Genomic DNA, 14,992 nt, shown 5'->3' on the forward strand with positions numbered 1-14,992 from the left:
CTCCTTTACCATTATTCGGATGATGCTCAGAAGGACATTCTCGCCTCAAGGCCAACGATATAGCCGCTGCCTTCCCGGTCAAAGGTCAATCCCAATTTGTCGTTAAAGTCATACTGTAGACCATAGCGATTGACATTCTGGCCGCCAAGGCTGCGGGTATACTTCACCATAACCCGGTCTGAGATATATTTTCCCATCTGAACATTAAAATCGTATTTGTTTGTTTCATTTTCTAGATCATGACGGTCATAAATCGAACCACTGCCACGAGAAATCGTAAACTGATCCAGGAATAAGAAATCCCGCAGGATGTCTTCCACTTCCGACAGGAAGCTCATCTGGATGCCTACCGAAAGCATATCGCCGGCATTCATGTTCTTTTGACCATTCTTATAGGCATCCCGCAAAGTCAAAAGCTGGATAATCTGCGTCTGGCTCATCTCCGGACTGGACGTCAGTTTAATTTCCATTTTATCCAGCGGCCCCTTGGCCGAAAGGAATACCTTCGCCTGGGTCAAGCGGGTATCGGCAAAGAAGTCAATACTCGGCAGGAAGGAAGCCACCTGATCAAAGGTTGCCAGGCCCTCACGAATCTTAAACTCCGTCTTGAGATAGTTTATCGTGCCACCGCGTTTTACCTGCAGGCTGCCAGACATCTTCGGATGGCTGACAATGCCCCCCATATGGAACTGTCCACCCAGATACAGGTCGTAAAGATAGGAACTATAGAAATGAACCTTGTCCCCCACATTGACCTGAATATCCATGACCGCATCGGGAAGATTGCTTTCCCCCTCGGGAATTGTCGGCACAGATATCATGCAATGCTGGAAATCCACCGTTCCCGAAATCTTTGGCATATGACGCCCGTAAAAATCCGTATCGAAAACATGGATTTCACCAGTAAGGGGGCCACGGAAAAAATCACTCTGTACATCCAACTTGTCAGCCTTCAAGGTGAAATCGTATTTATCGGGAGCAACGCCGTCAAGCAGCAGGAATCCCGTAAGAGAGTAAGTGCCTTCGCCCATTTTACCAGAAAAATCCTGGACTGTCACTTTGCTGCCGGCGAAGGTGATTTTCGCATTCATATCCGTTATCGGCTTTTCCAGTGCCTTCCATTTCACCGCACCGTTGGTAAGCCCGACGGTACCATCAATCAGAGGATGGGCCAAGGTTCCATGGACTTTGAGATTACCAGTGGTAGCGCCCACTGCCCAATCAACCTGCTTGGAAACCGTCGGCAAAAGCGACAAATCCGCCTGGTCGAGGGATACCGTAAGCTGAATCTGCTCGATGTCATCAAGCTGTTCATTCTTATCGGCAAAAATCGCCCGTGAGGGAATGATTCCCTTGGCACTTGCCTGATACGTCTTGTCCCCGGCCATCTTCTTGACCAGGAAATCATCCACCGTTATCAAGCCATTCTTCAAGTGGAAACTGCCGTCCAAGGTATCAAAAGTAGACCCCTGTACACCGCCATTGTGGCCGCTGACCGTTACGTCAGCTGAGGGGTTCGTGAGAACGCCCCCAAAGGTGGCTTCAATATCGGCGGTGCCAATGACATCGGCTTGTATGCCAACGGCCTTGGCAAACATTCCCATCTCTAAGTCAGATGCCGAAAGTTTTCCCTGTATAGGCTGCTCTGCCGCTATTCCAACGGTGCCAGTCAGGGTGAATAACCCTTTGCTTCCTTGTTTGCCCGCGATTTCCTTAACGGTCACCACTTGGTCTGCCAGCTGCAGGTCAAGGTCAACATCATGGACATCATAACCGCCAACTGTCCCCTTCGACATGCTGCCATAGACAGACACCTGCGGGTTGTCTACGGTACCGGCCAAAGTCGCACTGCAATCCAGCCGTCCCTGAACCAGGTCATTCTTTTGATTCAACAGCGCCGTAATCGCATTGATATCGGCATTTTGAACCACGATATCACCAGTAATCGCCTTGGTCTCCGTATTGACAGAGGCCACGGCATCATAGGTGCCGCCATTCTGCTCAAAACCGAACTGGTCTACATCCACACTGCCGTTGCGATATTTGACCATGCCGTGGAGATTTTTAATTTCCTGGTCATTGAGGACAATATCCGGCGCATCGAGAATACCATAAAATTCCGGCCGTTCCACATTGCCCTTGATATATCCCTTGAAGGTTCCATGACCACTCACCTCATAGGGAAGCTTGTGCTCAATGCGCTTGAGGTCGATGTCCTTCGCCTCAACCTTCATGGAAAGATTCCGATTCTGGTCAATAGTACCATTGAGAATCATATCCACCATAGGGGAATAAGCATGGAAATCCTGCAGGCGAACTACACCATCTTCCAGGAAATAGTCGCCGTCCATTCCCGACAGCAGGATCCCACGATAACTTCCGCGATAAAAATGAATATAGCCAACCCCTTTTGGATTATCCAGCGTACCCGTAAACTTAATGATATTATCCACATTACCGGTTATCGGCTGATCCGGTGCTACCAGGGCCGCGATATCTTCCATCCGCGCCCCCATGGTATCAATCTGCAGATCGATTTTCCGCTCACCGGCAAAACCGACAGAACCTGCCACCCGCCAGACTTCCTTGCCATTTTTCTCCATCAAGAAATCATCGATATGGACGCCATCCAAACTGCCGCTGGCGGTCAGCTTGAGACTGTCAAAAGGCTGCTTGAACAAAGTGCCCTTCAGTCCAGAGAACTTGACCACTACCTGTGGATTGTCCAAATCTCCCTGAACCGTTCCCTTGAAGTCACTAAGCCCCGTAACATCAGCCTTCGGCTCGACTTTCTGCAGCAGCGACAGGTCAAAATGCGCACCATAATACGCTAAATCCAGTTTGGGCGCCGTCATAAGGCCCGTAATGGTTCCCTCCGCTGCCAGGCGGCTGTGATTGGGCAGATTGACACTCAAAAAGTCAAGCTGCAGATTTTCCCCAGCTAAGTAGAAGGATGTGTTGATATTTTCAACGGGAAGTTCCCCATAGGAACCATTTTCAAGTTTTGCACTGCCATAGGCCTGAAGCTTATCCATACTGGTTCCCACGCCACTGATTCCCAAATCGGCAGTCACCTTGCCGGTCACCACTGCTGCCTGGGGCACCACCTGAGCTAACTGTCCTATGTCAATTCCCGAAGTCTTGACATGAGCCGTGTAGGAAAGGTTATCCGCCGCAATAGCTGCCTCACCTTCAACCTGGCCGCCAAATACCTGAACCCGCAAATCCTTTACAAACACATTCTGGTCTTGATAACGGACCATGGCCGAAAGATTTTGGAACGGAATGTCCATAGCCGAGCCATCGGCTACTTTTACCTGTCCCTCAATCGATGGATTCTTGAATGTTCCGCGAACCTTTACGTCAAATGCAGCCGCCCCCTGATAGGGAAGATTTTTGAGGACAAGACTGGGGTCAAAGGATTCCGATGAAGCCGTAAGGTCAAGATATGGGTCGCCCGTGTCAAAACGTATTTTGCCATGGGCCTTGGCATGCTGTCCCTCCGCCTCAGCCTCTACGGAAACTAAAGCCTCCGCGTCGGTAAACGCGGCATGACCCTTGATTCCCGTTACATCGGTTTCCATGATGCGAACAGCCCCATCGGAAAAATCCACATCGCCGGTAAAGGACAATTTGCTGCCATCCCGGAAGGCATGGATTTGCGCCGCTTCGACCTTACCGCCGGTTAGTGAAACATCCTGCGGAATCAGCCCATCAGGAACCAGCCCCAGATAACTTTCCAAATCCATATTGTTTATTTTGGCATTTACAATCTGGCGATCGTCATCAAAGGTACCCGAAGCCTCTACCTGAGTTCCCTGATTTTCACCGCGTATCTTTGCCTTCATAACCGGATAATCCGCCATATCCAAAGAACCACTTACCTTTTCAAGGGTGAGTTCTTTTCCTTGCATACGGCCGGTTATGCAGCCATCTTCTACCCGAACCAAGCCGTGAAATTTCTGCCCGCCAGGGGTCTTGCTGATGAGGTCTTCAAAGTTCCAGCTGCCGTCGTCCCGCTGGGATACCACTGCCTCCACATGGGAAATCGTGACTTCCTTAACAGCCTCAGCCGGTGCCGAAAGCGCAGAAAGCAGGCGATAGGTCACCTGCGCCTTTTCTGCGCGCGCAATGATCTCTGCCTGCTTGTCATAAACTGCCACATCATGGACTTCGAGAGTGCGGAGAGACTTCACCTCTATGCTGCCGACATCAATACGGACTCCCAGCATCTCCGACGCCGTCGATGCTGCCGTACGACCTGCCGTTTCCATAAAAGCACTGGTCTGCATATAGTACCAAAGGCCAGCCAGCCCCAAGAGCGTGAGCCCCAGGACTGCCGCCAATATTCCCAATGTTTTCCGCTTCATGATAATCCCCTCAAAAAGCCGGTCCATGGCTGTATTTTACCGGGTGAATTACTTCACCGCTTCCTCTTTTACTGCTTTTTTATCGGCGTGCTTAGCCTTGGCAGCTTTGCGTGCCTCACGCTCAGCCTTGCGGCCAGCCTTTGCCTCTTCCTTCGAATTCTGCTTAGCCTCTTCCGTCGATTCAAGGATTGCATCCTCATGAAGTTTTGCATCCTCGCGAACCTTTTTCAGGCGGTTGCCTTCCTGACGCGATGCACGGTATTTGGCCACATCGATGTCAATCGGCAGCCCCATGGCACGATCCAAAGAAGCCTTGCTGGTATTGTAGTTATAAAGAGCCGTATAGTAATTGGTCTTGGCTTCCGTCAGTTTTTCATTGGCATCCATGACATCAAGATTCGTACCGACACCAGCGCTGTAACGGACATTAGCAATCTTGTAATCCTCTTCTGCCTGCGTCACTGCTGTTTTCGTCGTATCGATATTCTTCTCAGCTGCCTGAAGTTTCAAGTAAGCCGTGCGGACATCCAGCTTGATGGCCTCATCCTGTTTGCGGGAAGCCTCCTGCGCTTTCAAAAGCACTGCCTCGGCAGCATGAACACCAGCCGACGTAACCCCGTTATCGAAAATATTCCAGGTCGCCTGAGCACCAGCCTGCCAAGCCTCGGACTGTTCATCCTTGAAGGCCTTGCTGCCAGCAATAGACCTGCTGGCAACAGCGTTTACCGATGGATAATTTCCGGCCTTAGCCGCATTGATGCCAGCCTCGGCCTGTTTGACGGCGTAATAGTAAGCTGCCCCGTCTGCCCGGTTGGCCAAAGCAAATTTCGTGCAGTCATCCAGCGATAAATCATAATGGGTGTAACCGAGCTGGTCGCGGATATCCAGCACCGTATCCGTATCCAAACCGATGACATTGTTGAGGGTCGATACGGCCACATCATAATTGTTCTGGGCTGTTACCAGTGCCTGCTGGGCATTGGCCAGCTGAACCTGCGAAGCCAGCACATCCGATTTCGCCACTGTGCCAACGTTGTAATGGGCGTTGACGTTGTCCAAATGTTCGCGGAGCGTATTTACAGCATCCTGCTGGACATTGATGAGGTTGCGGTACTGCAGGATCTGATAATAATCTGCCGTAGCCTGATAGCGGATAGCCTGTTTCGTGTTCTCAAGCGTCACATCCGCTGCATTGATGCCATAGCCAGCCTTATCGATGGCAGCACGCAGCGAGCCATTATAAAGGGGAATTCCCACCTGCAGGGCATTGCTGTACTGCGAATCAATCTTTTTCGCATCATAGTCACGGCCGCCTAACGAAAATGCACCAGTCGTCCAGGAAAGCGTCGGTCCCATCTGACGGCGGGCATTGGAAAGATTCCATTGGGCAGCATCGACATCAGCCAGAGCCGACTTGATATTGCGGTTATTTTCCAGCGCCATCTGGATGCTGTCTTCCAGATTCAGCTGAATCGTATCAGCAGCCAGTGCCGTACCAGAAACCGACATAGCCGTAAGGGTCCCCATAACGAGGGCTGTTAATTTTCTATAAAATCTTTTATTCATCTTCAAGATAAAATCCTCCCTTATCCAAATCCTCAAAAGGACTGACGCAAACCAACATAGGCGGCGCGCCGTTCTCTATCATTGACATTATTCCACTGACCTAAAAGCGATGTCCCATTGTTGCCCAAGTCGTATTGAGCCCGCAGCCGGACTGCCAGATCATCAAAATCATAGGCATCTGCCGACACCTTGAACCGCGGCCCGATTCGCGAATCGAGGCCAACGCCGGCTTCGCCATAAATCAGACCGCCACGAGCATCAAAAGCCCCGAAATGCGATCCCAGCTGGAAATTGCCGCGATCAGCATTGCCGATATCATCCAGCCCCATGGTCAAAAAAGACCCCGACTGAGAATCCACATTCAGATTGAAGTTGCTGCTCCAATCATGTTTCATGCCGCTGTAAAGCAGGTCGGCATTCGAAGACACCTCAATGGTATCCAACTTTTTCTTGAGCCTGTCCGCCTTATCCGTCAGACTGCGGGCGTTATGGATAATGGCCTTGGTATCCTCAATGGTCTTCTCATCACCGGCCACCTTGGCAATGCCTTCAGAAATCACGCGGATTTTCTCACTGGTATCGGCAATATTATTGAGCGTCAGCCGAAGGTTCTCCGCCGTCTGCGGATCAGCTCCCACCGTGGCCAGATTCGTCATCATGGACTCCACAGCCCCAGCCGTACGATTGAGACTAGCCGTCATCGTATTCATATTAGAAAGCATCTGATTGATATTTCCCTGGTTCGCCAGCGCCATGGTTTCAAAGGCCGCCATCATGCCATTGATATGGGCGGTGGCATCCCGCATGTTCAGGGCCATCTGGATTACCGAACCCTGGAACTCCGCATTGCCGACAATCTTGTTCATGCCGGTCATAAGTTCCTGGGCCTGATCCACTACCTTGCTCAGGCCGGCAAACATGGTATCCATACCGGCCTCATCCTGTCCGATGAGGTAATCGCCATTTTCCACCCAGCCCATCGTCGGGTCAGCAGGCAGGATGTTGATGAATTTTTCCCCCATGACCCCCGAGGAACCGATTGTTGCCTGGGAACTTTTCGGTATTTTTACATCGCTGTTGATGGAAAGCGTCACCGTAACGCCCTGTCCATCGTTCTGGATTTTCTTAACCTTGCCTACTGGCACCCCCGACAACCTTACCACCGACTGCGGTTCCACGCCAACGACTTGATTGAATCCAGCATAAAGGGTATAGCCCTTGTCGCCCCCCAATTTAAAGCCACTGAGCATGATGATGACACCAGCCAGCAGAGCCAATCCAACCAAAGTAAATGCTCCGACCTTTGCTTCTGTACTCACACGTCACGCCCCCTTAACCGTTCGCAGGGTGTGGAAAAACGCCTGCACCCGCTCATCCTTGATATTCTTGAAATTCTCTACGGTATCCACCGCAATGAGTTCTCCTTCATAAACCATGGCAATGCGATCCGCAATACGGCAAGCACTGGCCATATCATGGGTAACCACCACCGAAGTCACCTTGAGTGCCTGCTGGGTGTGGCTGATGAGTTCATCAATCTTTTCCGTCATGATGGGGTCCAGTCCCGAACTAGGTTCATCATAAAAGATGATTTCCGGCTCAAAGGCAATGGCCCTGGCCAGGCTGACACGTTTCTTCATACCTCCCGACAGCTCATTGGGCATCCGCTGGGCCACATTTTCCAGCCCCACCAGTTGGAGCTTTTCCTCCACCACCCGCTGGATTTCCTTCTCGGGCATATCCGTATGCTCCCGAAGGCCAAAAGCCACATTATCCCCCACCGTCATCGAATCAAACAGTGCCGAATACTGGAATACCATTCCCATATGCAGCCGAACCTTGTCCAGCTTCTCCTCGGAAAGCTTCGATATCTCTGTGTCGCCAATCCAAATCTCTCCCGAAGTTGGCCGGATGAGTCCAATCAGCAAACGCAGCAGCGTGCTCTTGCCTGAGCCTGAGCCCCCAATGATGGCAAGCGTCTCCCCATCTTCGATTGTTAGGTTGATATGGTGCAGCGCTTCTTTGTCGCCAAAACGCTTGCACACATCCACAAGTCGAATCATAATGCCTCACATTATATAAAATCTTTCTTAATAAAGAATGAAAGTCAAAACCGCATTCAAGATAAATATAGCAATGATGGATGACACGACGGTCTTCGTCGTCGCCTTGCCGACACCTTCCGCACCATCGGGACTATGCAACCCATAGTAGCAGCCTAGCACGGCGATGACATTGCCAAAGAAAACCGCCTTGATAACACCACCGGTAAGGTCGAAGACCTCCACGAAAGTGTGTATGGAATTCATATATAGATACGAGCTGATGCCCGAATAATAAACCGCAATAACCCAGCCCCCCAGGACGCCGATGACATCGCCAAACACCGTTAAAATCGGCACCACAATCATACACGCCAGCATGCGGGGAACGATGAGATAGTTGACCGGATTGACCGCCATGACCCGCAGGGCATCAATCTGCTCCGTAACCTTCATAGTCGAAATCTCCGCCGTAATGGCCGAGCCCACACGGCCGGCACAAACGACCCCCACCAGCACCGGACCTAGTTCGCGGCCGATAGCAATGGAAATAATGCCGCCAATCGTTCCCTGAGCACCGAACTTGATGAGAATATCGGCGGTCTGAAGGGTAAAGACCACACCGGTAAATAGCAGCGTCAGGCTCACAATCAGCAGGGAATCTACCCCGAGATGTGACATCTGGGACAGAATGTGACGCGGCCGGGGCCGATGCCCCAATTCCCGCATGGTATCCCGATAGAGAAGCACGATTGTGCCGAATTCTTCCAGCCGGCGCATGACAAAAGCACCAACCAGTTCCAACAATTTCAGCAGCATCATCTCCTCCTTTCCCCAGTACCTTATTTTTCAAAGAATACGCCTAAGCATATCATACACTACCTTTCGATTTTAGCAGAGATAATCCAAATAGTAAAGATAAGTTTACTATTTGGCCAGGAATTTTTCCGCTTCTTTTCCGAATATTTTTCCTATATAATAGACCTAATGAAATTTATCCACCAGGAGGAACACCTATGCCAAAGAAAGTATATGCTGTCCGCGCGGGCCGTGCCTGCGGAATCTTTACAACCTGGGACGAATGCAAGAAACAGGTAGATGGCTACGCCGGTGCCCGTTATAAGGGATTCACCGATGTGGCCGAGGCACTGGCCTGGTTAAATGGCGGTGACCGCCCCGCTGCCCCCCAGCGCTCCAGCGCGGTTCCCCGCCGCGCACCACGTCCGCATCCGGCAAGGGAAACGGCTTCCGCCATTCCTGACAGTGAACAGGATTACGTCATCTACACCGATGGATCCTGTCTTCGGAACCCCGACGGTCCCGGCGGCTGGGCCGCCGTTGTCACCAACGTCCGCACTGGCGAAGTCACAGAACTTCACGAAGGAAATCCCAGCACCACCAACAACCGCATGGAACTTTCCGCCGCCATTGCCGCTATGTCCTTTCCGGACGCCCCCTCCAAAATCGCCATCTACACCGACAGCCAATATCTGAAAAACGGCTTCACCAAGGGCTGGCTAAAATCCTGGAAAAGCCGCGGCTGGAAAAAAGCCGACGGCAATCCCGTACTGAATCAAGACCTTTGGATGCAGCTTGACGTCCTCTATCAAAAACACCAAATCACCTTCCACTGGGTGAAGGGACACGTAGGTATCGACCTTAACGAACGCTGTGACCAGCTGGCCAAGAGCGAGGCTATGAAATATCAATAAAAAAGCTGTTGCCCGGGGATAAAACCGGGTAACAGCTTTTTCGCTATCGATTTATTTCTACAGCCGCCTATACAAGGTGCTGCCATCACCCCTGCCAGCGTTCAAACAAATTATGTTCAATCCCCAGCTGGTCGCATATCTTTCCCACCATCATGTCAATGACATCCTCGAGGGTCTGAGGACGATGGTAAAATCCTGGGCAGGCGGGGACGATGCGAGCCCCCACCTGGGCAAGCTTCAACAGATTTTCCAGATGGATCGCATGCATGGGCGTTTCCCGAGGAACAACCACCAGCTTGCGCCCCTCCTTTAACATCACATCCGCCGCCCGAGTCAACAGATTATCCGAAATCCCATGGGCAATGCTGCCTGCTGTCTTCATGGAGCAGGGCAGAATGACCATCGCATCGGTGCGAAAAGAACCACTGGCAATAGCAGCTCCCACATTGTCGTTATCGTAGAGTTTATCGACCTGGGCCGAAAACTGCTCCCGGCTTACGCCGCACTCGTATTCCAATACATCCCAGCCGCTGTCCGTGACCACGGCATGGACTTCGTTCCCCGCCGCCTTAGCCACTGCGATGAGCCGCAGGGCATAGATGCTGCCGCTGGCACCGGTAATACCTACCACAAGTTTCACGGTTTTCCCTTCTTTCATCCAAAAGAGCCTCCCAAAAACGGGAGGCTCTTTATTTTTAAACCCTTAGAGTTCTGCTTTTTTAATGACTTCTACGCCACCCATGTACGGAACGAGAACCTTCGGAACGATGACGCTGCCATCTTCCTGCTGATAATTCTCGAGAATTGCTGCCACCGTACGGCCGACAGCCAGGCCCGAACCATTGAGGGTATGAACGAATTCCGGCTTACTCTTGGCATCGCGGCGGAATTTGATATTGGCGCGGCGAGCCTGATAGTCCGTGCAGTTGGAGCAGGACGAAATCTCGCGGTACTTATTCTGCGCCGGGAACCAAACCTCAATATCATAGGTGGTTGCCGAAGTGAAGCTCATATCACCGGTGCAAAGTTTGACCACGTGGTACGGAATCTCCAGCAGACGCAAAACGTCCTCAGCATTGTCCACCATCTTGTCCAGCTCTTCCCAGCTGGTTTCCGGCGTGCAGAACTTGATCATCTCAACTTTGTTGAACTGATGCTGGCGGATAAGGCCACGGGTATCGCGGCCAGCGCTGCCTGCCTCAGCGCGGAAGCAAGCCGTATAGCAGCTGAAATACTGCGGCAGCATCTTAGCATCGAGGATTTCATCACGATAGTAGTTTGTCGTCGGAACCTCTGCCGTGGGGACGAGATAGTAGTCAAGGCCTTCCACCTTGAACATATCCTCCGCAAACTTCGGCAGCTGACCCGTACCCGTCATGCTGTCCTTGTTGGCCATATAGGGAGCCAGCATCTCCGTATAACCATGCTTATCCGCATGGAGGTCCATCATGAAGTTAATGCAGGCGCGCTCCAGCCGTGCCCCCATGCCTTTATAGAAGGTAAACCGAGCGCCCGTTACTTTAGCAGCGCGGTCAGCATCGAGGATATCGAGGTCCGTACCGATATCCCAATGAGCCTTCGGTTCGAAGGAAAACTCACGCGGCGTCCCCCATTTGCGGACTTCCGGATTTTCCGTGTCGTCTTTGCCGATGGGAACATCTTCCCGCGGAATGTTCGGGATGTGTAGCAGGATGTCGCGCAATTTGCCTTCAACCTCTTTGAGCTCTCCATCGAGAGCAGAGATTTTCTGACCGACTTCACGCATCTCCTTGATGCGCTCATCCGCATTTTCCTTATTCTTCTTCATGACACTGATTTCCTTAGAAACCGCGTTGCGCTCACTCTTCAGCGTCTCCGTCTGCTGCAGGAGTTCACGACGCTTTTTCTCAAGGCCTTCGAAATCGTCAAGATTCAAGGAATTGTGGCGATTTTTGAGCATCTGGCGAACTTCATCTAAATGCTCGCGGACAAATTTCATGTCTAACAAAATTCTCACTCTCCATATCTGAATAATCAACAAGATTATATCCAATTTCCAACGGTTACATCTTTATATTATATCGTCTAACAATTCTATGGTCAATACGCCCATCTATCCCCAGCCTCCGTCAGACGCTGATTTCAAAATGCTCTTTGTCGGCTTCGTCTTTCGGCGGCTTGCGCACAATCTTCTTGGGCTTGGCCTTGATTTCCGGCGGCATGGCCGTCACCTGCTCCCGATACTGCCGGGCAATCTGTTTCGGCGCCGCTGATGCGGGAACTTCCGGCGTTAACTGGACGCGGCTGCGGGCCTTAGTGAGCCTTGCCTTGGCCTCAGCCCGGGCCTTGCGGACTTCCTCCGCCGCGTCGAAGGCTTCCTGTTCCTCCAACTGGCGCAGGGCCTCATCCGGCGTAAGGCCACGAAGGTTCAAGGAGCTTTCGGACTCCTCCGGCTCAATCGCCTGACGGATATCCGCCGCTGAAAGTTCCCCCTTGCGGCCATCCCGTTTTTTAAGCACCACCCGGAACAGCACAAAGGCCAGCACAAAAACCGAGACAAAGGTAAAAATCCAATATCCGGTACCATGTCCAGTAAAAGAAGTCAGTGGCGGTACCGCCTGGGCAGTCTGGCTATTCTGCCCCTCCTGTCCCGACTTGCCATCCTGCATGGCCGCTGCCGCCTGAGGATCGGTCTGCACCACTGTAGTCTGGCTCTGCTGCCCCTCTGACTGGCCCTGCTGATTTTGCTTGGTATTTGGCTTTTCCTGGGTGGTTTTCGAAAGTGGCCCATCCCCCTGGGCCACTGCCTGACGAGCATCGGCTTCCTGCCGCTGGGCGTCGGTCTGATTCTTATTCTGCGGCACCGTAGACTGCGTAACACTGCCGCCTCCCTCTAACGATACCTTAGGTACCGACGGCGGCGTTGGCGGCGTTGGTACAGTAGGTGGCGTCACTGCCATGTACGTTCCTCCTCTCTTCACGATGTTCTTATCGTCATTATACCGCCATTATCCCCCTTTTGCCAAAGACAAAATATCGCCTGCAAATACAAAACACCGCTGACTCATCGAGCCAGCGGTGTTTCGATTACAGCAGATGAGCGCGAAGCTCTTCGCCACTCTGGGCGCAAAGATAAGCCGGCGCAATATCCAGCACCGTCTTGCAGCCCGTCTGTCCCTCTTTGGCGAGGCGATAGGCAGCACGGGCAAAAGCCACCAGCACGCTGGTGGTAAACTCCGGATTGGAATCCAGGTCCAATTTGAATTCAATGACATGCTGATTTTCCTGGTTGTGTCCCGTGGAACCCGTGCGGATTACCGAACCGCCATGGGGCAGCCCCTTGTGATTTGCCTGTAGTTCTTCTTCGCTGATAAAGGTCACCGTCGTGTCATAATCGGCGAAGTAGTTTGGCATCGTCTTGATTTCCTTTTCCACATAGGCTGCATCTGCCCCCTCTTCCAAGACGACAAAGCACTCACGGGTATGTTTCTGACGCGTCGTAAGCTCTGGGTTCTTGCCGGCACGAACGGCCTCAAGGGCCGACGGAACCGGAACAGTATACTGGCGGGCATCCTTTACGCCCTTGATACGGCGGATAGCATCCGAATGTCCCTGGGAAACGCCCCGCCCCCAGAAGGTATAATCCTTGCCACGGGGCAGAATGGCATTGGCATATACCCGAGCCAGCGAGAACAGACCTGGGTCCCAGCCCACCGAGATAATGCCGATATGGCCAGACTCTTTAGCGGCCTTATCCACCTCCGCATAATGTTCCGGAATGCAGGCATGGGTATCGAAGCTGTCGATAATGTTGAACAGTTTGGCATACTGCGGCCCCTGCACCGGCAAGTCTGTTGCACTGCCGCCACAGAGAATCATAACATCGATTTTATCTTTCCACGCCGGAGCATCATCCACATGAACCACCGGAACACCAGCCGTTGCAATACTGACGGCCGATGGATTCCGGCGGGTAAAGACCGCTGCCAGCTCCATATCCGGATTTGCCTCAATCGCACACTCAACACCACGGCCAAGATTTCCATAACCAAGGATACCAATTCGAATACTCATAGGTTAACCCCTCTCTGCTTGTTGTCTGTAAACTATGACAAATCATAATCTTTTACTTCCTTACTATACCATACCATCCCTTCCTTGAAAAACATTTTCTTCCCCATCCCTGCCGACATTCTTCTATACAAATCCCACAAACCTAGTTATAATATATACCATTGACTATGCCGATAATCGATTTTTGCATAAATGGAGGTCTATTATGATTACACCGGAACTCATTGCCCGTATCAATGAGCTTGCCCGCAAAAAGCGTTCCACCGGACTTTCCGAGGCGGAACTGGCCGAGCAGCAGAAACTTCGCCGCATCTACCTCGATGGCATTCGCGACCAGGTCAAAGGAATGCTCGATAACATCGAAGTCGTCGACGCACCAGAAAAAGCGCAGCCAAAGGTCACCCATATCAACGAGGTATCCTTTTCACTGCGCCGTAAACTCCACTGATTATACGCGAAAAGGGACTGCCAGCCCTAAGGCAGCAATCCCTTTTCAAAGCAGGGGTCCGAAATGCCGTACGCTTTTCATGCCTAAAACCTGCGACTAGCAGGTGGGTGCTCTAAGTCTGACTTCAGTCTCCGCCGAGGCGCACATCCATCAGAATCAAATCAAGCTCCCTATAAAAAATGTAGGTTAGACATAATAAAAGCCCGCGTACATCCCAGGCGTGTCCTTCTTTGTATGTATAATAGCATAAAAAAAAACTGCATGCAAGACTTGACAAATAAGAGCTTTTGACCGTTTGCGAAAAAATCTGTATATTTGCAGTTTTCTTGTTAAAAAAGATAATTCCCGAGCTTTGCTTGGACTTTCCCAACAAAATCGACTATAATAGATAGATAAGCATTCTATGATTTATCGACAAAATCATTACATGACATAAAGGAGTTTTACTTATGGCAATTACATTCAGCGTAGCCATCAGCTACAACAACACTTTAGGCTGGATTGACTATGATGCCGATGCGCACAAAGCCGAAGTTCATCTTGACGATGAAAAGGGCAAAGCGCTAGTGGAGGAATATCTTGGCACCTCCCATGAAATCATGGTTCCTCATAAAACGCTGATGGACTTCACCCATGAAACGGTTGAGCCTTTAGCTGACGAAGCCAGCTTCAAACTGGCCATTACCCGTCTTTGGAACGCGACCCAGGTTCATGTGGATTGGAGCCGCCCCGTAGATTATGTAAAGGCTCACCCGCATTATTAAAATAAAAACAGGCATCTGCTTTTGCGATGCCTGTTTT

At 51.3% G+C, this 14,992-nt stretch carries 12 protein-coding genes and 1 other RNA gene; 3 read left to right on the top strand and 10 right to left on the bottom strand.

The window, feature by feature from the left end:
• Nucleotides 1-26: 26 nt before the first annotated feature.
• The 5 genes from BLQ36_RS02620 to BLQ36_RS02640 are packed head-to-tail and all read right to left on the bottom strand — an operon-like array spanning nucleotide 27 to nucleotide 8,797.
• Nucleotides 27-4,370 carry a translocation/assembly module TamB domain-containing protein gene (locus BLQ36_RS02620; RefSeq protein ID WP_074513951.1) on the bottom strand — a complete coding sequence of 1,448 codons (4,344 nt, stop codon included), beginning with the start codon at nucleotides 4,368-4,370 and terminating at the stop codon, nucleotides 27-29.
• Nucleotides 4,371-4,418: 48 nt separating this feature from the next.
• On the bottom strand, nucleotides 4,419-5,936 hold the full coding sequence (locus BLQ36_RS02625; protein WP_074513952.1) for a TolC family protein: 1,518 nt from the start codon (nucleotides 5,934-5,936) through the stop codon (nucleotides 4,419-4,421).
• 32 nt (nucleotides 5,937-5,968) lie between these two features.
• On the bottom strand, nucleotides 5,969-7,255 hold the full coding sequence (locus BLQ36_RS02630) for an MlaD family protein (RefSeq protein ID WP_074513834.1): 1,287 nt from the start codon (nucleotides 7,253-7,255) through the stop codon (nucleotides 5,969-5,971).
• 3 nt (nucleotides 7,256-7,258) lie between these two features.
• Nucleotides 7,259-7,999, bottom strand: a complete 741-nt coding sequence (locus BLQ36_RS02635) for an ABC transporter ATP-binding protein (protein WP_074513835.1) — start codon at nucleotides 7,997-7,999, stop codon at nucleotides 7,259-7,261.
• Nucleotides 8,000-8,026: 27 nt separating this feature from the next.
• The gene (locus tag BLQ36_RS02640) at nucleotides 8,027-8,797 is read right to left on the bottom strand and encodes an MlaE family ABC transporter permease (protein WP_074513836.1); all 771 of its coding nucleotides are present in this window, start codon (nucleotides 8,795-8,797) and stop codon (nucleotides 8,027-8,029) included.
• Between the two features lie 197 nt (nucleotides 8,798-8,994).
• Here BLQ36_RS02640 and rnhA point away from each other — a divergent pair, with 197 nt between their 5' ends.
• On the top strand, nucleotides 8,995-9,690 hold the full coding sequence (rnhA, locus tag BLQ36_RS02645; protein WP_074513837.1) for a ribonuclease HI: 696 nt from the start codon (nucleotides 8,995-8,997) through the stop codon (nucleotides 9,688-9,690).
• 85 nt (nucleotides 9,691-9,775) lie between these two features.
• Here rnhA and BLQ36_RS02650 read toward each other — a convergent pair whose 3' ends face one another.
• The 4 genes from BLQ36_RS02650 to BLQ36_RS02665 all read right to left on the bottom strand — a co-directional run bounded on the left by BLQ36_RS02650 (nucleotide 9,776) and on the right by BLQ36_RS02665 (nucleotide 13,743).
• A complete protein-coding gene (locus BLQ36_RS02650; protein WP_074513838.1) occupies nucleotides 9,776-10,348 on the bottom strand; it encodes a UbiX family flavin prenyltransferase in 573 nt (190 codons plus the stop codon).
• A gap of 45 nt (nucleotides 10,349-10,393) precedes the next feature.
• Nucleotides 10,394-11,677, bottom strand: coding sequence for a serine--tRNA ligase (gene serS / locus BLQ36_RS02655; RefSeq protein ID WP_074513839.1), 1,284 nt, complete (start codon nucleotides 11,675-11,677; stop codon nucleotides 10,394-10,396).
• Nucleotides 11,678-11,798: 121 nt separating this feature from the next.
• The gene (locus BLQ36_RS02660) at nucleotides 11,799-12,629 is read right to left on the bottom strand and encodes a hypothetical protein (protein WP_074513840.1); all 831 of its coding nucleotides are present in this window, start codon (nucleotides 12,627-12,629) and stop codon (nucleotides 11,799-11,801) included.
• A 127-nt stretch (nucleotides 12,630-12,756) separates the two neighbouring features.
• Nucleotides 12,757-13,743 carry a diaminopimelate dehydrogenase gene (locus BLQ36_RS02665; protein WP_074513841.1) on the bottom strand — a complete coding sequence of 329 codons (987 nt, stop codon included), beginning with the start codon at nucleotides 13,741-13,743 and terminating at the stop codon, nucleotides 12,757-12,759.
• A 205-nt stretch (nucleotides 13,744-13,948) separates the two neighbouring features.
• Here BLQ36_RS02665 and BLQ36_RS02670 point away from each other — a divergent pair, with 205 nt between their 5' ends.
• Nucleotides 13,949-14,191: a DUF896 domain-containing protein gene (locus BLQ36_RS02670; RefSeq protein WP_074513842.1), complete on the top strand. Its 243-nt coding sequence runs from the start codon at nucleotides 13,949-13,951 to the stop codon at nucleotides 14,189-14,191.
• A gap of 58 nt (nucleotides 14,192-14,249) precedes the next feature.
• On the opposite strand, the gene ssrS is transcribed toward BLQ36_RS02670, so the two are convergent.
• A non-coding RNA gene (gene ssrS, locus BLQ36_RS02675) (6S RNA) lies at nucleotides 14,250-14,409 on the bottom strand.
• A gap of 231 nt (nucleotides 14,410-14,640) precedes the next feature.
• Here ssrS and BLQ36_RS02680 point away from each other — a divergent pair.
• The gene (locus BLQ36_RS02680; RefSeq protein ID WP_074513843.1) at nucleotides 14,641-14,955 is read left to right on the top strand and encodes a hypothetical protein; all 315 of its coding nucleotides are present in this window, start codon (nucleotides 14,641-14,643) and stop codon (nucleotides 14,953-14,955) included.
• Nucleotides 14,956-14,992 lie beyond the last annotated feature (37 nt).

The sequence above is a fragment of the Selenomonas sp. WCT3 genome, assembly GCA_900100835.1.
GTDB classification, from domain to species: Bacteria; Bacillota; Negativicutes; order Selenomonadales; family Selenomonadaceae; genus Selenomonas_A; species Selenomonas_A ruminantium_E.

Coding starts and splice junctions, on each gene's coding strand:
- BLQ36_RS02620 (WP_074513951.1), bottom strand. CDS start 4,370: ATGAAGCGGAAAACATTGGGAATATTGGCGGCAGTCCTGGGGCTCACG.
- BLQ36_RS02625 (WP_074513952.1), bottom strand. CDS start 5,936: ATGAATAAAAGATTTTATAGAAAATTAACAGCCCTCGTTATGGGGACC.
- BLQ36_RS02635 (WP_074513835.1), bottom strand. CDS start 7,999: ATGATTCGACTTGTGGATGTGTGCAAGCGTTTTGGCGACAAAGAAGCG.
- BLQ36_RS02640 (WP_074513836.1), bottom strand. CDS start 8,797: ATGCTGCTGAAATTGTTGGAACTGGTTGGTGCTTTTGTCATGCGCCGG.
- rnhA (WP_074513837.1), top strand. CDS start 8,995: ATGCCAAAGAAAGTATATGCTGTCCGCGCGGGCCGTGCCTGCGGAATC.
- BLQ36_RS02650 (WP_074513838.1), bottom strand. CDS start 10,348: ATGAAAGAAGGGAAAACCGTGAAACTTGTGGTAGGTATTACCGGTGCC.
- BLQ36_RS02660 (WP_074513840.1), bottom strand. CDS start 12,629: ATGGCAGTGACGCCACCTACTGTACCAACGCCGCCAACGCCGCCGTCG.
- BLQ36_RS02665 (WP_074513841.1), bottom strand. CDS start 13,743: ATGAGTATTCGAATTGGTATCCTTGGTTATGGAAATCTTGGCCGTGGT.
- BLQ36_RS02670 (WP_074513842.1), top strand. CDS start 13,949: ATGATTACACCGGAACTCATTGCCCGTATCAATGAGCTTGCCCGCAAA.
- BLQ36_RS02680 (WP_074513843.1), top strand. CDS start 14,641: ATGGCAATTACATTCAGCGTAGCCATCAGCTACAACAACACTTTAGGC.